17 protein-coding genes and 1 pseudogene are annotated in these 18,396 nt (G+C 53.5%); 10 read left to right on the forward strand and 8 right to left on the reverse strand.

Annotation, left to right across the window (positions count from 1 at the left end; genetic code table 11):
• Both QW71_RS15485 and QW71_RS15490 read right to left on the reverse strand, forming a co-directional pair.
• Positions 1 to 788, reverse strand: a pseudogene (locus tag QW71_RS15485) (ATP-dependent helicase); the annotation flags it as partial.
• Positions 785 to 2,422, reverse strand: a complete 1,638-nt coding sequence (locus QW71_RS15490; protein ID WP_039299950.1) for an SWIM zinc finger domain-containing protein — start codon at positions 2,420 to 2,422, stop codon at positions 785 to 787. The pseudogene QW71_RS15485 and the gene QW71_RS15490, both read right to left, overlap by 4 nt.
• A gap of 231 nt (positions 2,423 to 2,653) precedes the next feature.
• Between QW71_RS15490 and QW71_RS15495 the strand changes: the two genes are divergently transcribed.
• The 3 genes from QW71_RS15495 to kdgT all read left to right on the forward strand — a co-directional run bounded on the left by QW71_RS15495 (position 2,654) and on the right by kdgT (position 7,346).
• Positions 2,654 to 4,972, forward strand: coding sequence for a helix-turn-helix domain-containing protein (locus QW71_RS15495; protein ID WP_039299953.1), 2,319 nt, complete (start codon positions 2,654 to 2,656; stop codon positions 4,970 to 4,972).
• Between the two features lie 172 nt (positions 4,973 to 5,144).
• On the forward strand, positions 5,145 to 6,158 hold the full coding sequence (locus tag QW71_RS15500; protein ID WP_039299956.1) for a tripartite tricarboxylate transporter substrate binding protein: 1,014 nt from the start codon (positions 5,145 to 5,147) through the stop codon (positions 6,156 to 6,158).
• 183 nt (positions 6,159 to 6,341) lie between these two features.
• Positions 6,342 to 7,346 carry a 2-keto-3-deoxygluconate transporter gene (gene kdgT, locus QW71_RS15505; protein WP_039299959.1) on the forward strand — a complete coding sequence of 335 codons (1,005 nt, stop codon included), beginning with the start codon at positions 6,342 to 6,344 and terminating at the stop codon, positions 7,344 to 7,346.
• A gap of 269 nt (positions 7,347 to 7,615) precedes the next feature.
• On the opposite strand, the gene QW71_RS15510 is transcribed toward kdgT, so the two are convergent.
• The 3 genes from QW71_RS15510 to QW71_RS15520 form a co-directional block, all read right to left on the reverse strand.
• Entirely contained in the window at positions 7,616 to 8,509 is an 894-nt protein-coding gene (locus QW71_RS15510) for an AraC family transcriptional regulator (RefSeq protein WP_039299962.1), read from the reverse strand.
• 92 nt (positions 8,510 to 8,601) lie between these two features.
• Complete coding sequence (locus QW71_RS15515) at positions 8,602 to 8,997, reverse strand: VOC family protein (protein ID WP_039299964.1); 396 nt, start codon at positions 8,995 to 8,997, stop codon at positions 8,602 to 8,604.
• A 157-nt stretch (positions 8,998 to 9,154) separates the two neighbouring features.
• A complete protein-coding gene (locus QW71_RS15520; RefSeq protein ID WP_039299967.1) occupies positions 9,155 to 10,012 on the reverse strand; it encodes a GNAT family N-acetyltransferase in 858 nt (285 codons plus the stop codon).
• Between the two features lie 543 nt (positions 10,013 to 10,555).
• On the opposite strand from QW71_RS15520, the gene QW71_RS15525 reads away from it, so the two are divergent.
• The 3 genes from QW71_RS15525 to QW71_RS15535 are packed head-to-tail and all read left to right on the forward strand — an operon-like array spanning position 10,556 to position 12,585.
• On the forward strand, positions 10,556 to 11,125 hold the full coding sequence (locus QW71_RS15525) for an Ada metal-binding domain-containing protein (protein WP_039299970.1): 570 nt from the start codon (positions 10,556 to 10,558) through the stop codon (positions 11,123 to 11,125).
• A gap of 1 nt (position 11,126) precedes the next feature.
• On the forward strand, positions 11,127 to 11,705 hold the full coding sequence (locus QW71_RS15530; RefSeq protein ID WP_039299971.1) for a methylated-DNA--[protein]-cysteine S-methyltransferase: 579 nt from the start codon (positions 11,127 to 11,129) through the stop codon (positions 11,703 to 11,705).
• Positions 11,686 to 12,585, forward strand: coding sequence for a DNA-3-methyladenine glycosylase (locus QW71_RS15535; protein ID WP_039299973.1), 900 nt, complete (start codon positions 11,686 to 11,688; stop codon positions 12,583 to 12,585). The genes QW71_RS15530 and QW71_RS15535 overlap by 20 nt, the downstream gene beginning before the upstream one ends.
• A 113-nt stretch (positions 12,586 to 12,698) precedes the next feature.
• Here QW71_RS15535 and QW71_RS15540 read toward each other — a convergent pair whose 3' ends face one another.
• A complete protein-coding gene (locus QW71_RS15540; RefSeq protein WP_039299976.1) occupies positions 12,699 to 13,124 on the reverse strand; it encodes a VOC family protein in 426 nt (141 codons plus the stop codon).
• A 114-nt stretch (positions 13,125 to 13,238) separates the two neighbouring features.
• Here QW71_RS15540 and QW71_RS15545 point away from each other — a divergent pair, with 114 nt between their 5' ends.
• Positions 13,239 to 14,198, forward strand: coding sequence for a YafY family protein (locus tag QW71_RS15545; RefSeq protein WP_039299978.1), 960 nt, complete (start codon positions 13,239 to 13,241; stop codon positions 14,196 to 14,198).
• Positions 14,199 to 14,391: 193 nt separating this feature from the next.
• Here the strand turns inward: QW71_RS15545 and QW71_RS15550 are convergent, their stop codons facing one another.
• Positions 14,392 to 15,813 (reverse strand): PLP-dependent aminotransferase family protein, encoded by a 1,422-nt coding sequence (locus QW71_RS15550; protein WP_306766045.1) that lies wholly within the window; start codon positions 15,811 to 15,813, stop codon positions 14,392 to 14,394.
• Between the two features lie 104 nt (positions 15,814 to 15,917).
• Here QW71_RS15550 and QW71_RS15555 point away from each other — a divergent pair, with 104 nt between their 5' ends.
• The gene (locus QW71_RS15555) at positions 15,918 to 16,472 is read left to right on the forward strand and encodes a GNAT family N-acetyltransferase (RefSeq protein ID WP_047013795.1); all 555 of its coding nucleotides are present in this window, start codon (positions 15,918 to 15,920) and stop codon (positions 16,470 to 16,472) included.
• Positions 16,473 to 16,552: 80 nt separating this feature from the next.
• Here QW71_RS15555 and QW71_RS15560 read toward each other — a convergent pair whose 3' ends face one another.
• Positions 16,553 to 17,260 carry a DUF2569 domain-containing protein gene (locus QW71_RS15560; protein WP_039299985.1) on the reverse strand — a complete coding sequence of 236 codons (708 nt, stop codon included), beginning with the start codon at positions 17,258 to 17,260 and terminating at the stop codon, positions 16,553 to 16,555.
• 341 nt (positions 17,261 to 17,601) lie between these two features.
• On the opposite strand from QW71_RS15560, the gene QW71_RS15565 reads away from it, so the two are divergent.
• Both QW71_RS15565 and QW71_RS40485 read left to right on the forward strand, forming a co-directional pair.
• The gene (locus QW71_RS15565; RefSeq protein ID WP_039299988.1) at positions 17,602 to 18,072 is read left to right on the forward strand and encodes an Hsp20/alpha crystallin family protein; all 471 of its coding nucleotides are present in this window, start codon (positions 17,602 to 17,604) and stop codon (positions 18,070 to 18,072) included.
• Between the two features lie 64 nt (positions 18,073 to 18,136).
• The gene (locus tag QW71_RS40485; protein WP_160311810.1) at positions 18,137 to 18,286 is read left to right on the forward strand and encodes a hypothetical protein; all 150 of its coding nucleotides are present in this window, start codon (positions 18,137 to 18,139) and stop codon (positions 18,284 to 18,286) included.
• Positions 18,287 to 18,396 lie beyond the last annotated feature (110 nt).

An 18,396-nucleotide genomic window follows, 5' to 3' on the forward strand; every position in this document is an offset into this window, starting at 1 on the left:
AGGCCATGCGGCTCGCCGTCCCCGGTGAGCCGCAGCGGCACAAGCGCGGACTCGTCGCGCTTGTCCTGCAGGAGTAGCTGGAGCCGCCAGTGCGGCAGCTCTTCGTCTGGTTCAAGCAGCTGCAGCACCGGCCGGAACGGCGCGGTGTCTGCCTTCCAGCCGATGGACATCAGCCAGCTGTCTTCGTCCATCCCGGCCGCACTGCTCCGGCTAGCGCTGAACAGCAGCGGGAACTCACTGCGCAGGTCACCGGCTTCCGCATCGGTGCCGTAATAGCGCTGGAAGACCGCCGCAGAGAAGGCGGCCCGCAGACCTTCGGCGAACCCGCTGCGGCCCTGGAGACTGTGCAGCGCCGCAGCATCGTCCCAGTTGCCTTCGGCGGCTTCAGCCAGCAGCTTCTCCTCCCAGGCCCAGCTGAGCTGGCCTTCCCGGTAGGCGGAGAAGCTGGGAGCATACTGCTTGTTATCCAGCATTTCTGCCAGCAGCGGGGCCAGCCGCTTCAAGAGCTGGGCATCGCCCTGCCAGCTCCAGCCTACATGCCGGAGCAGCCGCAGGCTGGCGAAGAACGGAATCACCTGCTCGGCAGGAAGCACCACGAGCTCGACCTCATCCGCCTTCGAAGTAGTAAGCTCCGTTCCATAGAAGGATTCTTCATGCCAGGCGAACAGCATCTGCTTCAACTGGACGCCGGGTACATAATCATCCCGGTCATCTACACCGTAGATCAGCGCGTCGCCATATTGGCTTAAGGCGAGCTGGACCGTAATATTGCGCATCATTGTGTTCATGGAATCAGTTTTCCTTTCCGCAGTTCCTCCTGAAGAGCGCGCAGCCGGCTGTGCCGGTCCGTGAAGGCTTCGAGGAATTCCTCCCAGCGTGCTTCGCGTTTCAGCTTCTTATACAGCTTGGACAGACGTTTCAGCAGCTTCACCGCTGCTTTGTAGCTGTGCCGGTTTTTGTCCAGCACGAATCGTTCCACAGCCTGATGATAGAACGGCAGGAGCAGCTCCGGTGCATTCTTCTCCACCGGCTGCAGGTCGCTGACCCGGAAGTCGGCAGGCTGCCGCCCGGCCGATAACTGCATATCCATCCATTCCTGCCATTTGCCGTAGGTCAGCAGCTGCTCTTCATAGATCTCGCGCGACAGCGGCAGCATACCGGCCAGCGTATCCCACATCCGGGGCTCGGCTTCGGGCAGATGACGGACTGCTTCATCCCAGTACCCGGCGTACTCCTGCAGATTATATAGCCGGCTGCTGAGCAGCGGGCCAATCTCCGCCAGCCATGCCGTGAGGCGTGTCCACTGCCGGGCTTCGGCCAGCGGGGGCAGGAAGCTTATCAGTTCCTCCGGGTGCAGTCCGGGCCGCTCGGCTGCTGCGCGCAGCTGTTCCATGGCGGCAGCATCATCATGCAGAGAATAATACATCCGGCTCTCAGCCAGCAGCCGGGCATGGCGGGAAGCCTGGGTACTTAAGTCGCTCCCGGCCTGCCGCAGGTGCTCCAGCTCTTCGGCATACAGCTCCGGTCCGCTTAGATTCGGCGTAATCCAATTTGTCCACAGCAGGGTATAGCAGTAAGAAAAGTAGGGCTGATCCCGCGAACGGTCGCGGGCTTCCGTCAGCATCTCGCCTCGCAGATAGGCGATTGTATCATAGACTCTGGGCCATTCTTCAGGGGCCTCCGCCAGCGGCAGGCCTTTCTTCATCATGTCCGTGATATGCTTTTGCAGCTCGGAAATCGCAATTGAAGTATAGTAGCCGACAGAATAACCAAGTGAGGAGAGGTTCGCCGCGAGCGGCTGTCCTCCAGGCTTAACTAAGCTTTCCAGCACACAGAGATGGGTATGAAGCTTGAACAGCTGGCCGGCAGCGGGAGACAGCTTGGGGCGGACCCCGGAAATGGCGGCCAGCGCCCGGTCGGCATACTGCGGATTTCGCACGGTATGGGCCAGGGGCTCTATGAGGAGTGCCATATATTCACGCCACTGCTGCACAGTGGCCTCTGGAATAAGCGCCTCCAGCTTCTTAAGCTGTTCCCCGCGCCGTCCCGGAACTCCTTGAGCAGGGGCAGAAGGAATCTTGGGAATGTCCACAAGTGCCTTGGCATTGGCGATCGAATGTACAGGTTTGCCCTGAAGCTCCGCGTAGTACATCAGCACAGCGGCCATATGCTTGCACGGGCCGGATACCGGACAGTCGCAGCGGCTCTCCAGCAGATGCTCCAGCTCAACGGCAACCATATAATCTTCCCGGCCTTCAACGATGGACATGATTTTCCTGTCCGTCCTCATCTGGAAGGCATGCACGCGTTTTTGTTTATAATATTGAAACCCCCGTTTAAGGGTCAGATCATCAAAAATCCGGGCCACATCCGAGATGAGCTTGTCCCATCCGGCATCATCCATGGCATAATTTGGCTGCATCGCAATCGTTCTCCTGTAGCAGATTGGTGTTGAAACAGTACTGCCCCTGCAAACAGGACGGCAGCGTCGTTTCGGATTGAATCATTCCTTTCATTATATCATTTCTGTGTATTTTATCCGTAAATGCTTAAAATCTTAAAGGGTATGACATGCTCCATATTGAAGTATAGGTGAACATGCTACTCTAAGGTCTGGACCAAGAGAGAACGCCGGAAGGATGAAGCTAAGGAAATGCTGCGATTTAAATTGAAATATCTGCTGAACAACAAACAAAACCGGCTGATTCTGATGCTGACGGCAGGAGTCTCGCTTCTGATCACTTTGATCGGGTTATTCTCCTATAGAGAGTACCGCAACGCACTGGATACCGAGCTCAATACACCGAATGTCGAATTGCTGCAGATTAACGTAGATGTGACGAACCGGGCCTTCCGCGAATCCGATAACAAAGCGGTCGATTTATCCTTTCACCCGGCTGTACTGAAATATATAGAAGCCGCTACCGGGGACAATGCCGGCATTGCCGCAGAGCCGCAGGAATATCTCAAGACGCTGGCGACAGAGCCGGATGTGCATGCCATCAGCGTGATCAAGTTCAAGGATCATTCCGTCCTCTCCAGCGGCTACGGCTACGTATCCTCCTGGGAGAATGCGCCGGAGCATGCCTGGGAGTCCTGGATCGGGGAGATTAAGGAGAAGCCGCTTCTGATCAAAAGAAGGCTGTACACCGGCACCGACTCCCGTCTCCGAGAAACAGAGCTGCTGTCTTTGGCCCGGCCGGTTGTAGAGAACGGGGAAGTGACCGGTGCGGTGCTGATCGATCTCGATTACGATATGCTTTTCTCCAAAATGTATACCCATCTCTCGAACTATCAGCTGGTGTACAACCTGGAGGGGGAACTGATCTATCCCAAGCTGAACCTTCCGTTCCCGCTGGCGGACATGCAGAATGTACTGAAGGATATTGATGTCAGCCCGTTTGCCCATGTCCGGATCGGTGGCCAGGCCTATATGGCCAACCAGACCTTCTCGAATGTGACCGGCTGGCGGCTGATTTCGCTGGTACCGATGGAGCAGCTGCTGAAGAATGTGAAGATCGCGCGCAATATGATGCTGATGCTGTCCCTGATCTCCATCGCCGTAGGTCTATCCGCTATTTATTATTATAATTTCGCGGCCTTCCGGCCGCTCAAGCGGATTAACAAGCTGCTGCTTCCCGAACAGAAGGCGGCCGGGCAAGGCAATCTGTATGATCTGGAGCCGGTTATCGGCAAGCTGGTCGGTGACTTCCAGAGCAAATCGCTGGTCGCAGACTGGAGCCTGCCGGAGCTGCGTTCCAAGTTCGTGCAGGACCTGATTACGCGAAGTATCGGCACCCAGGAGACGCAGACGAAATTTGAACATTATTTTACCGGCTGGACGGAAGGTCCGTTCGAGACGCTCGCCTTGTCCATAGACCGGCATACCCAATGGGCGGCGGGGTTCATAGAAGAAGATCAGATGCTGCTCAAGTACGCAATGATCAATATGGTGCACGAGTATTTCGAAGCTTCGTGGCGGACCGTTATTGCGGCACCGCAGAAGGACAGTCTGGTCATCCTGCTGCAGGCCAAAGGCCGCGAAGAGAAGCCGTTATATACAGATGCGCGTAAGCTGGCCGACCTTATTCTTGAAGTGCTGAATATATCGGTGTCCATTGGCATCGGGGAGCAGGCCGGGGCGATTGCCCAGGTGCCGCGTTCTTATTCAGAGGCACAGCTGGCTCTATCCTACCGGTTATATGAAGGCTATGCCCATGTCCGTGTGTATTCACATGCGGAGAACAAATATGAAGAGAGCAGCGGGGCGGCTGATGATGCCTGGAAGCAGGAAATGCTGAGTGCCCTGAAGTCTTCGGACGCCCGGGCTGCGCAGGAGTGGATCCGCAGATGGTCGGCTGAGACCCGTAAGAAAGGAATTCAGCCGCAAAAAGTATTCCGCACCGTCGATGACCTGCTGGAGGAGATTCTGCATATGGCAGCGGCCGGGGGATATCCGCTGCCTGCCGAGCTGGCTGACTACACCTGGCATCAGGTGTCGACGATGGAGCTTCACGAGATTGAGGACATGCTATGCAGCATTGCTGTTCATATGGCCGGTGCGTTCGGAGCGCACCGGCAATCGAAGGAATTCCTGCTTGTACAGAATCTCATCAAGTATATGGAAGAGAATCTGCAGTTCAATATCGGACTTCAGGATATCGCCTCTCATGTGAATATGGGGGTGTCCTCGGTGAGTACTATCTTCAAGGAAGAGACCGGAACAACCGTGTATGACTATCTGACCAACCTCAGAATTGATAAAGCCTGTGAATTGCTGCAGGACAGCACCCTGCGGATCGCCGATATTGCGCTGCAGGTCGGCTACCAGAATGAGAACAGCTTCATCCGTGTATTCCGCAAGATTAAATCAACGACTCCGGGCAAGTTCCGGGAGAACAGCAAATCTTCCAAAGAGTATGCAGATCGGCCAAAACCGCGCCATTCCGGCGTTTCTGAGGATTCAGAATAAGATTATACGATTGAAGGAACACCCCCGAATGCGATAAAGTTCTATTTGAGAAAACTTTCACAGCTTCCTGGAAGGGCGGCTGATGCTCAGAGAATTCGGGGGGTGAAGCAGCGGGCGCAGGGCCAGCGTGAGATTCAGCAGGCTGCCCGATTACTGTTAATAGAGAAGAGGGATGGTTTTGAAGCGGACAACCAAAATAGGAATCTGGGCAGCATCAGTACTCGCAGTTCTGCTAATCCTTAGAACCTTCATTCAACTGACGGGCGATGCGGATCAGAAGAATGCCAGCACCGATTTTCCCGAGCGGCCGATTACACTGATCGTGCCCTATGCTGCAGGCGGAGGAACAGATACCACGGCAAGAGCACTCGCCAAAGCGACAGAGAAGGTGCTGGGCCAGCCGATTATTGTGGTCAACCGGACAGGCGGCGGAGGTTCAGTAGGACTGATGGAAGGCGCGGGCGCTAAGGGCGATGGCTATACCGTCACTTTTTTGCCGGCCGAGCTGACGATTCTTCCCCATCTGGGACTATTGCCGATTACCTATGAGAAGTTCAAACCCATCGCACAGACGAATTTTGATCCTTCCGCCATTACCGTAAGACAGGACGCGCCATGGCAAGACGTTAATGAATTTCTCGACTTTGCGAAAGCGCATCCAGAGGAACTCAAAATGGGAAACGCAGGAACGGGGAGCATTTGGCATTTGGCCGCCGTAACCTTGGAACGGGAGACAGGTGTGAAGTTTGCACATATTCCTTTTGAAGGCGCAGGGCCAGCCGTTTCCGCTTTGATGGACGGATTCGTGGACGCGGTGCCGGTCAGTCCCGCCGAGGTGAAGAAGTATGTAGATGAAGGCAAGCTGCGGACACTGGCGGTTAACGCCGATAAACGTTCAGAGGCGCTGCCGGATGTGCCGACTCTGGAAGAGCAGACCGGAATACATGTGAACTTCACCAGTACATGGAGAGGACTTGCTGTGCCGAAGGATACGCCGGATGCCATTGCGGAAGTGTTGGCCGGGGCATTTATCAAAGGGACCGAGGACAGGGCTTTCCGCGAATATATGAAGTCGAACGGACTTGGACTGCTGGTGAAGGACGGTAAAGCCTTCTCGAAACAGCTTAAGGAAAGCGATGATTTATTCGCCAAAATGATCCCGGAGCTCGGACTAAGCCGCAGGTAACCTGTACGAAATGTGAAAGCGCCATCAGGCAAAGGGATCTCAGGAAACCCGCTTGCTGACTAGCAGGATTGTAGTGAACGGGGAATTTGCTGGGGCTGGTTTGCTGCGCCTTCATAAGGAAAAATAAGCATTATATTCAATATTATATAAACTCATTATGAGTAAGAGAGGTATGGTAATCATATGAAAATTAAAAAGACATTAGATCGGATTCCCGGCGGAATGATGCTGGTTCCACTGTTCCTGGGAGCGATCATACACACTGCTTTTCCTGATGCAGGCGAATATTTCGGAGGCTTCACCAAAGGCCTGATGACAGGAACTGTGCCGATTCTGGCCGTATGGTTCTTCTGTATGGGCGCAGCGATTGATGTAAGAGCAACCGGAACGGTACTCCGCAAATCGGGTACGCTTGTATTAACCAAGATTGCTGTAGCATGGGTTGTAGCTATGATCGCGATCCAGTTCCTGCCTGAGGGCGGTGTGCAAACCGGCTTCTTCGCCGGATTATCAGTCCTCGCGATCATCTCCGCCATGGATATGACCAACGGCGGCCTGTACGCTTCCATCATGCAGCAGTATGGTACCAAAGAAGAATCCGGAGCATTCGTGTTGATGTCACTCGAATCCGGTCCGCTTGTAACGATGCTTATTCTGGGCAGCACCGGGGTTGCCGTATTCGAACCGCATCTCTTCATCGGCGCTGTGCTTCCGTTCCTGATCGGCTTCATCCTGGGTAACCTGGATCATGACCTGCGTGCTTATTTCGGCAAAGCCACACAGACCCTTATTCCGTTCTTCGGTTTCGCACTGGGCAGCTCGATTGACCTCGGCGTTATCGTTGACACTGGCCTGCTCGGCATTCTGCTTGGTGTAGTGGTTATCATTATTACAGGTGTTCCGCTGATCCTGGCCGACAAATTCATCGGCCGCGGTAACGGCACCGCCGGACTTGCTGCCTCCAGTACTGCCGGAGCTGCTGTCGCCAACCCTATGCTGGTGGCGAACATGAAGCCGGAGTTCCTGCCCGCAGCCCAGACAGCCACGGCGCTGGTAGCCGCCTCGGTTATCGTAACGTCCATTCTTGTTCCAATCATAACCGCCTACTATTCCGACTATATGAAGAAAAAGAACCCGCCGGCAGCAGAGGGTCCTATAGATGCTAAGATTCAGGAAGCAGCGGTATAGTACGTCGTATAACAACGTTGATTGAATATATATAAGTTTGGGTTTCTGCACGCTAAGCCGCAGGAATTACATTGACAAGGCCCTCTGAAAACCGCCGCTATGGCTGTTTCCGGAGGGCTTTTTTAAAGTATAGACGGGAACGAGCGAACATTGAATCGTCCGGAAATAGTTGGATTTTCTCCACTTGCTGATTAACGAAGGGCGCCTATTAAAACAACAGTTGGAAAAACAGCACTTAAATTTCTTCATATTAAGATACGTTTTTCCACTTAATCACCACTCAGTGATTTCTTGGCCACCGGAATCCACACCTCGCAGATTGCTTCTTCATGGCTGTCATCGGTCCAGTAGTATTTCTCCATGCACGGTCCTTCCACTTGCTCAAAGCCTGCCGAAGGGAACCATTCGGAATAAATTCTTCGCCACACATTCAGAATCTCAAGTCCCATCTCCGCGTCATCCGGAAACGTATCACGGCTATCAAATACGGCATAAGTCTGATCAGGTACAGTCAGGGTGTCAAGCTCCTGTGGGACCTCTTGTCCTTCCGGCAGTTCAGTTCCCATCAGATAACGTTTGGTTCCGTCCTCGCTGAAGTCGTAATAATAGCCGAACAGCAGCGAACCTGCGGATCTTCCGGCTAATTCGTTAATCCGGTCATGCGTCCCGTCCTTCCAGATTTTCTCCGTGAATGCAGGTATTTCTGTGTAAGCATCCTTATGAACGATCACCTCTTTTCCAATGACGCGGCAACCCTTCTCTTCCACCATCCGGTAATTCATTTCGGTTTCTCCTTTGATCTGAATTTGAAAGGAGATTCGGGGGAACGACTTGAGCTTCACGTTCTTTTTTCTTGCCATTTGGGGGGTTACCCCATGCATTCTCTGGAACGCTTTGGCGAAGGACTCCGATGTCTCATAACCATACTTAAGCGCGATATCGATCACCTTGCTGTCCGTTCCGGCCAGTTCTTCCGCCGCCAATGTAAGCCGCCTGTTGCGTACATACTCAGTAACGGTAAAGCCCGTCAAGGCATGGAACATGCGCTGAAAATGGTATTTCGATGTCATCGCTGCTCCGGCGATATCCTCAACTCCTATGGCGGAGCTCAAGTTCTGCTCCACATAATCAATCGCCTGCTGAAGCAATCGGATCGTTTCCAAATCCTCACCTCTCCTTTCAATTTCATTGTAGAGAAACCGGCAGAGCTGTTCCTGACCGGGAATGCTTTGATTTGTCCATCGGTAGCCTCAGCTTATACCAGCTCCTGAGCAACCTCCCAAATATGTCCTGCGGGGTCTGCGAAGCTGGCTGTGCGGATGCCCCAAGGCCGGTTCATGGGCCCGTTAAGCAGGCTTACGCCGCGTGCAGTTAATTCTGTGCATACCGCATCCACATCTTCCACGCGGATTGTGAATTGAAACCGTGATCCGGAGGCGCGGCCGGCAACGGCAGCAGGCACAATCAGCCCGGGGGCTTCAGAGATTTGCAGCAGATTGATGCTCATATTGCCGAAATCGTAGACGGCCGAATTCTCGTCCGCGTACACCTCTTCAAGACCAAAAACCTCCTGATAGAATGCCATGGTGTCCGGCAGATCCTCAACAAACAACGTTACTACACTGATATTCCGTGATCCCAGGTTACTCATACTGTTTACCGCTCCGTTCTCTGTTGGATTGTGGATTACAACTTGTGGTCATTCATTTAGCCAAGCGACCAGACTTCCGGAGGGGATTAGTACCGCAGCTGGTCTCTAAAATATCGTTGCAGAACGCTTTTGTAGACTCTTAATTGGTGCAGACCTTTTACACGCTTCCCAGCGGTTTTCTCATATATTCCACAATATGCGTTTCCTGAAACCCAAGGCTGTCATAGAGCTGCCGGGCTTCGTTCCCAACGACACAGCACAGAACGACGGTTGCATGGCCGCGCTGATAGATCTCATTGCATAGGTACTTCACAAACTCTCGTCCGATCCCGCATCCCTGAAGGTCTGAACGTACGCTGACACTGCTGATTTCATTCCCGTGAAGGTGGCTGTAAGCGGCGATTTCCCCATTGAATTCGTAGACAAACCGGTCTTCCGCATCCGCTTTCCAGGCGTTTCGTCTGCCTTCATTAGGCTGGGCAACCACGGAATCAGGGAAGCAGCCGACACGGACGCGCATTTCATGAAATGCAGTGGCATAGAGCGAGTGGGCTGGAAGAAAGTCCTCATCTGTATACAGCCTTACGGGAGCCTCCTCCTGAGAAAAGAAACCGCCGGTCCGCTGCATATAAACAAGTGAGTAGTATGGAGCGTAACCGAGCTTACGGGCAAACCCGGGAGATGCTGGAGCCCCGGAACGAGAAGAGGTGCTGACCGTGCGGGTTCCGCCTGCCTGCAACTGTGTCTCGGCAGCCTGCACCATTGCCGTGCCGATTCCTTGTCTGCGATACCGGGGAGCGACGAACACTTGTAAATGCGACTGGTGTGTAGGCGCTTCCATTTGAGCCAGTGCAACAAGTGTTTCCTTAATAAAAGCGCAAATAAACGTTTCCGGTTCTTCATCAAGCACCCGGAGGAGGTCTGCGCCAGTCTCCGCATCCTGGGTTAATAATTCTCTGGCGGTAGAGTGTTCCTTCTTACTGAAGCGTTCGTAGCGGATATCTGACAGGTGCATTAGCCTCTGAGTCCTCCTTTTAAATTGATACGTATCAACAACTTCAATCGAAACCATTTCTATTTATCGCCGATGATTATTGCATAGAATAAGGGGTATTTCAACCAAATTGTACATTGAGGACTGCAGATTGGACCGCCGCGAACAAAAGCCAGGGCATTTCTCCGCTTGCGGACTAGAGTTCCGTTATTTTGCTGAAATTACCTGTTTGGCAGCTGTCGCGGACTACAGATCCTTTATTTCCCGAATTCCGCCTCAAATTACTCCTTACAGCAGGGGATAAGGTCTTTTCAGTCCGCGTGGGGCGGAAAAAGCCCGGATTTTGAGAATTAGCGGAATCTCAGTCCGCAAGGAGAGATGCGCGAATCACTATCTAATCGAAGTGTTTAACACTGTAACTTCAGCAGGCCAGCAAACGTACATCTACGGGCACATCTGCATCTGCATCTCCCCCTGCACGCTGTCGTAATCTTGCTCTCCTATTCCAATATGCTGCATAAGCCAAAACGAATCGTTTATACTGGCGGTAAGAGGTGATTTTGGATGGAGCCGCAATTATTTGAGCGTATTTACGATTCGGTGGTGCGGCGTGAGCCGACCTATGACGGTGTTTACTATACAGCGGTGCTGACGACACGTATTGTCTGCCGGCCTTCCTGCCGGGCAAGAACGCCGAAGGCAGCCAATGTGGTATTCTACGGCTCCCTGCAGGAGGCTGTCCGCGAGGGATTCCGGCCCTGCAAAAGATGCCGCCCCGAAGAAGGCGGCACCCTCCGGCCGGATGCCGTGCTGGCGTCGCAGGCGGATGCCATTATGGACGGGCAGCTCGGGAGCAAGCTGACACTGCAGTCGATGGCGGAGCAGCTGAAGGTCAGCCCGTTCCATCTGCAGCGGACCTACAAGCGGGTAACCGGCCAGTCGCCTGCTGCCAGACTGGATGAACTGCGCACGGGCGAAGCCCGCAGGCTGCTGGCGGAGACGGATACAGGCATTGCCGATGTAGGCAAGGCAGTTGGATTCCGCAGCGCGTCCCACTTCGCAGCCTGGTTCGTCAAGAAATCCGGTCTGTCCCCTACGGAGTATCGCAGTAAGCATAATGAGGGAGGAAATTAGGATGAATATGAATATAAACCAGAGTCCGAACCGGAACATGATATATCACCATACCCTGAATCTCGGGAATCGGGAGTGGACCCTATGGGCCAGCAGCAAGGGACTTATCCGCGTGTCCTATCCGCAGGATGGAGGGCAGCTGCCCGCCGCCTGGCTGAAGATGTACGCTCCGGACTATGAATTCCTGGAGGGTGCCGGAAGGTTTGAGCAGCTTGGGGTTATAGAGCTGCTGCGCCGTTATTTTGATGGAGATACGGTCGATTTCAATAGTCTTGCGCTTGATTTATGGGGCACTCCGTTTCAGCAGGAGGTATGGCGGGGGCTGCTTACGATCCCGCATGGTGAGGTTGCAACCTACAAGGAGTTGGCTGCACGGATTGGCAGACCGCTGGCGGTCCGTGCTGTCGGCACGGCTAACGGACAGAATCCGCTGCCGGTCATTGTGCCCTGCCACCGGGTGATCGGTGCGAACGGTACCTTAACCGGTTACCGGGGCGGATTGCAGCTCAAGCAGGAGCTTCTTCAGCTGGAGGGGATTCTAAATGTGAAGGCGGCGGGCCATGAACGATTTGCTTTTTGAGCTGCCGCTGCCGGAGGATTTCAACCTGGACGCCTGTCTGGAGTACATGAACCGTTCGCCGCTGGAATGCCTGTTCCAGACGGATGACTCGGGAGTGACCCGGATGTTCAAGCTGGAGGACGGCCCGGTCCTTATCCGGTTAAGTGTGCCTGAAGGGAACAGGCTGAGCGTAACCCGGCTGCACGGCGCTGTCCCCGGCGTCCTGGAGCAGGAATGGCTGGCCCGTTATATTGTAGAGTGGTTCGATCTGGACCGCGATCTTACCCCGTTCTACCGGGTTGCAGAAGCGGACCCGCTGCTCCGGCCGCTGGCAATTCAGCACCGGGGGCTGCGGATTATCGGCATTCCGGATCTGTTCGAGGCGTTATGCTGGGCGATTCTGGGCCAGCAGGTGAACCTGGCTTTTGCCTACAGGCTGAAGCAGCGCCTGACCGAAGTGTATGGAGAATCTCTGGAGTGGGGAGGCCGGACCTACTACCGGTTCCCCGGACCGGAGGTCTTCTCGGAGGTGCAGATCGAAGAACTGTGCGCCCTGCAGCTGACCCGCAGCAAAGCACAGACAATCCTCACAGTAGCCTCGCTGATCGCAAGCGGAGAGCTGAGCCGTGAAGAGTTGCTGGCGCTTCCGTCTCCGGCCGCCGCCGAGCAGCGGCTGCTGCAGATCCGCGGGATCGGGCCGTGGACCTCGCAGTATGTACGCATGCGCTGTCTGCGGGATAGCTCTTCGTTCCCTGTGGGCGACGTCGGTCTGCAGAACGTGATCAAGTTCCTCACCGGTATGGACCGCAAGCCTACGCCTGCGGAGCTGCTCGTTCTGGCCCAGCCCTGGCAGGGCTGGGAGGCTTACGCCACATTTTATCTGTGGCGGGCATTATATTAGCGCGCGGCAGGTGCGGAGCCGTGACGGCCAAAAGCACTGTCTCACCGGAGATTCCGGGAGACAGTGCTTTTTGTATCCTGCGCCTGAAGGGTTCACCCCAGCCAGCTTGAGCTTTATTGCGCCCGCTTCGTGAAGATCTGGAAGCATACACCGTACTTATCGGTAACCATGCCAAAGGCGGGGCTGAAATAAGCCGGAGCCAGCTCAATATCAACCGTTCCGCCTGCCTTGAGCGAGTCATACAGCTGCTGCGCTTCCTCCGCGGTATCCGCTGTGATACAGATGGTGATGGCATTGCCATGGCTCAGCGGCTGGCCAATTTCCTGATCTGCGACGAAAAACTTGGTTTCACCCACCAGCAGGACGGAATGGGCTATACGCGCTTTTTCCTGTTCGGTCATCGGGGAGTCAGGGTTCTGCGGGCCTTCGCCCACAGTTTGCTTGAAGAGCAGCGTAGCACCCAGTGCCTCCTGATAAAAGGCAATCGCCTCACTTGCTGTACCGTCCACCAGAATAAAAGGATTTACTTGCAGGGTCATGTCTAAATCGCTCCTTAGGATTTGATTTGCCTGTACTAACCGGCTTTGATTATAGTGTAGTCTATAATAGTGACAGGTATTGTCATGAATATAATAATAAATGGAGTGAAGCTGATGTCTAAATCCAAAAGGCTGCTGGACCTGATGATGACGGTCAACCGCAAGCGGAAATTCACCGTCAAAGAGCTGGCCGACGAATTCAATGTATCCTCCCGGACCATCCTCAGGGATTTGCAGGAGCTGGGGGAGTTAGGCGTTCCGCTTTATTCCGAAGTGGGGCCGCATGGAGGCTATCAGGTGCTGAACGAAAGAATTCTGCCGCCGATCGCGTTCACGGAGGAGGAGGCGGTGGCGATTTTTTTCGCCAGCCATGCCCTGCGCCACTACAAGTATCTCCCCTTCAAGGAAGAATCATTATCTGCCCTGCATAAATTCTATAACTATATGTCCGGCGATGTCCGTGACCGGATTGACGAGATGAAGAACCGGATTGATTTCCTCACCCCGGCGAGACAGGCGGAGTTCCCCTATCTGTCTCTGTTGCTGGAAGCGGCCACCGGTCAAAAGGTGCTGCTGATCGATTATGAATCGAAGGGGCAGCGTAAGGCGAGATGGATTCAGCCAGTGGGCATTTACGCCCATAACGGCTTGTGGTATTGTCCGGCCTATTGCTTCCTTCGCGAAGATATTCGCGTATTCCGCTGCGACCGGATTCAGTCTGCCGGATACGACGAGTCCGGGCCGGAAGCGCTTGATCTGAAGCATGTCCATTTGGGCAATAAGGATGATTACAGCAGTCAAACTCAGCAGGGTGATAAAAGTCTTGTCCGGCTGTTCGTTGAACTGGGGAATGGAGGCGTACAAGCCTGCGAAGCCGAGGTATGGTCCTCACCCCTGCTGCATATCCGCGGGGATGGGACGGGCTGGCTGGAGGGGGGAATCCCGCAGAGCGATCTGGGCTTCTTCGCGCGTTTCGTAATCGGCCTCTGCAATGAGGCCACGGTACAGGAGCCGCCGGAGCTGGTGGCGGAGGTGAAGCGGACGCTGGCGGGGATGCTGGCGCAATATAAGTAGGGGGACAGGGCTGATGATTAAGTATTTATGTATCCGGATGGAACCCGGGCGGACAAGATAGATAGAGTCTACACTTTATTTGGTAACAGTTATAAGCTGTTTATCTACAAATTCTATAGACTCTGTCAGCGGATCGAAGGATGGCAGATGAAGAGTCTGGTCAAGCTCTGCGTTGCGTTCCATCCACGTCTCACTATCCCAGCCATATCTCCGCCAGCCTGCGGATTCCCTCGTCAATCAGATCCTCGGCAATCCCGCCGAAGCCCAGAATGAATTCCGGTTCATCGCAGTCCGGCTTATCCCACCACGTATACGACATAGGCGTAACACGGATACCTTCGGCTTCCGCTGCTGCAGCAAGCTCCCGTGCACTGCCCGCTGCGGGCGGTTTCAGGGTCAGGAGAAGATGAAATCCGGCATCCCGTCCGCTGACGGCTGCTGCATCGCCGAAATAACGCTGGACCGAGCGCAGAAGCAGGTCATGCTTGCGCTGATAGAGCAGCCGCATCCTGCGCAGATGTTTCTCGAAGTGCCCTCTCTCTATAAAATAATGCAGCGCGATCTGATGCAGCCGCGAAGCTGAGTGCTCCAGATACAGCTCGCTTCTCAGGCTATGATAGAGCGGCAGCAGCTCCTCGGGCAGAACCATATAATGAAGGCAGAGGGCAGGAGCTACCGATTGCGCGAAGCTGCACATGTAGATTACCGGACTGTCCGCTGCAAGCCCCTGAAGCGCAGGGATGGGCCGTCCATGATAGCGGAAGTCCCCGTCATAATCATCTTCAATGATATAGCCGCCTGCTGACCGCGCCCAGTCCAGCAAGGCGAGGCGTTTGGCTATCGGCATGGCCATGCCTCTGGGAAACTGATGGGACGGGGAGATGTATACGGCGTCAGCCCCGCTTCGGTACAGCTTCTCTATCATCAGCCCGTCTTCCTCCAGCGGAATGGGCATAATCTCATAACCGCCGCGTTTGAATGCCGCGGGCAGCAGGTGATACCCCGGATTTTCAATTCCGAGCCTGGTCACCCGTTCATTAAGCATCAGGCATAACAAAGAGCACAGTGTATACTGGTCGCCGCCGACCACGACTTGCTCTGCTGTACAGCGCAGCCCGCGGAACCGCCGCAGATGGGCGGCGATGCTCTCGCGGAGCGCCGGCTCCCCCTGCGGATCACCATACTGGAGCAGGTGCGGATTCGCGAGCTGTTCCTGGTAGAGGCTGCGCCATATTTTATGCGGGAATAAAGAGAAATCATTCCGTGACATGTGGAAATCATATGCGTATTGCCGCGAATCGCGCGGAGTAATGGGACGGACAGCCGGACGTGGCCGCTCCTCGGCTTCTGCAGGTCCGCCATTCCTATGGACTGGCAGGATAGTGTAACCGCTGCGCGGTTTGCTGGCGATGAAGCCCTCGGCAAGCAGCTGCTGGTAGGCGAGCTCGACAGGAGTGGCGCTGATACCGCATAATGCCGCCAGGCGGCGGATGGAAGGCAGGCGTGTACCACTGGGGAGAGCGCCGCCGATAATCTCTTTTGCAAAATAATCATAGAGCTGTATATAGTAAGGAATTTCGCTGTGCTCATTCAGATTTGGGACAAGCAGCATCATACACCTTCGAATCTGTCCTTTGAAATTAGACGTTTTTGTATATTTTATAGTATGCAGATCTGCATTACCATAAGAGCTATAACAACAGTCGGGAGATGACGGGAATGACCAGACATTCAGGGCTTTTAACAGGGGAAAAGGTATATCTGCGCCCGCTTAATGGAGAAGACGCCGAAATGTATTACCATATGTTCTACGGCACGGAAGTCCGCAGGCTTACAGGAACGAAGAAGCATATTACCAAAGAGCAGATTGAGAATTATATCGCGCGCAAATCAGGGGACGACAGTACGGTGCTGCTGCTGATTGCCTTGAGGGAGAACGATGAGGTCATCGGTGATATCGTCATTCAGGATATGGACTCTGACAACCGCAGTGCAAATCTGCGGATTGCTATTGGGGATGAGCGGCATCAGGGACAAGGGTATGGACGGGAAGCGCTGCTGCTGATGCTGGACTACGGCTTCGGCATTCTGAATCTGCACCGGATTGAGCTGGAGGTCTATAGCTATAATGCCCGCGCTGCGCATGTATATGAATCAATCGGCTTTGTGCGTGAGGGTGTGCGGCGTCAGACGCTCTACTATAACCATGAGTACCATGATGTGATTATGATGGGCATGCTGGATAGCGAATACCGTGAGCGGTATGTGAAATAGGGAGGGTAGACCGGACCTGCGAAAGCTGATTCAACAATACCGCAGGTCCGGAAGAATTGTAGAGACTATGTACAAAAATGTTAATAAATAAACGTATTCTTGACTCTCTTTGACCGCAGGAAATAGGGGATCCAGATCACAGCATAAATGAAGGACCGGAAGATATCCGTATAAGAGGTATCATCCGGTATGAGACCGGAAAGGGTAGTCTGAACATGGCTGAACATTAAGGTATCTATGGTATTAAGTAAGATGTTATAAACAATGAAAGATATAGATATGTATTTGAATAATCTTTTATGTTTGAGACCCAGGTATAGAATGAACAGGATCATTACGACCTGAATGCATACTAATACCGTTTCTATCACAAGACTAGGAAGCATTGAAGCGACGTAGTAACTGCTGTCAGGGTCGGTAAGAAGCTTAAGCCCTTCAGAGCCGAATAAGGAGAAATTACCATAAAGCATTCGCACACCCGCGAAGAGGGAGAGAACAATACCTATTGCGAAAAGTCCTAGCCAGCCTCCGGAGCCGGAAGGCTCTGATTCATCTGCGGGCTGGTCTGAGGATTCCAGGACCCCTTCGGAAGCAGCGGCGGCCTCATCATCAGCTGGTCTAGCTTTCTTGACGCGCAATGGCCTAATTAATCCGCCGGTCGCCCACCCGATAATTCCTGCAAGCCCTCCAATCACAATAGAAATAATAACGTTAGGATCTGCTGCATAAGTTCTATGTAGAATAAAACCTATGACGAAGAAGATAATGCCCAGTCCTGCTTTTGCCACTTCATCACCTCATCATATCCGCATTGGCTGCGGGATTTTTACTATGACGTTTATATCGACAATTCCCATTAATTACTTTAATTTACTTGTTATATTTTAGGTGTTAGTTCTTTATATTTACTATGACTGTAAGGATACAGCCAGAAATCATGTGAAATAAAGGGTTAAGGTCAAATAAGGTCAAATTATTAATAATGTTAAAATTTATACTAAAAAACAAGCCGAAACGCCGGATTTTACCGGATTTTCGGCTTATATGAGTTTTGTCATCCGGGCAGCCGGCGACTATAATAAAGCCATAGGTCAAATAAAGTCAAAGTCAAATGAGAGGAGAATGGATAATGTTTGATTTGGTTCCTTTTGGTAAACGCAGAGATGATGCTTTTGGTGTGCTGGCTAAGTCGCTTAACGAAGTGTTTAATGATGATTTCTTTGCACCGCTGACAAGCTCCACGCTGTCCTTCCGGACAGACATCCGCGAGAGTGAAGGGGCGTATCTGATTGAGGCCGAGCTTCCGGGCTTCAAAAAAGAAGAAATCGACATCGATTATACCAGCCCTTACTTGACGATCAAGGCAGTACGCAAAGAAGAGAACAGCGAGGAGAACAAGGAACATCAGACTGTGCGCCGGGAACGGCGGTATGGTGAGTATGTGCGCCGCTTCTACGTTCAGGATATTGCGGAAGAAAGTATCCGTGCTTCATTGAAAGACGGGGTGCTGAGCCTGGAGGTGCCGAAACGGCAGAAGGCACAGGGCAAACGGATTGAAATTCAGGATGGCGGGCATTCTTCAGACGCGCAGCTTCAGTAAGAGGCAGGCACAGCTTCCATAGTGAGCGGTTCTCCGGGGGAAGCGGAGAGCGGAAACACTGGGGATGCTGGGGAGGAAGGCGAAGGAAGCAGGACTTCCAAGTCTGGCTGAAGCAGCCGGGTTCAGCGGGGTTCCCGGGCTAAGCGGCTTCTGCCGCTGGCCTATCCGGTCCCCTGCGGCAGAGTGGTTTCGCCGGGCTTTTCATATAGCATGATCATACAGGGCGCATTGTAGTGGGGATACCGGCTATGATGCGTCTTTTCCCGGAGAAACGGACTTGGTGAATAATCATCGGCACCGGGAATAGGCTTGTTACAGGGCGGA

It is taken from the genome of Paenibacillus sp. IHB B 3415 (assembly GCF_000802655.2).
Taxonomy (GTDB): domain Bacteria; phylum Bacillota; class Bacilli; order Paenibacillales; family Paenibacillaceae; genus Paenibacillus_AQ; species Paenibacillus_AQ phytohabitans.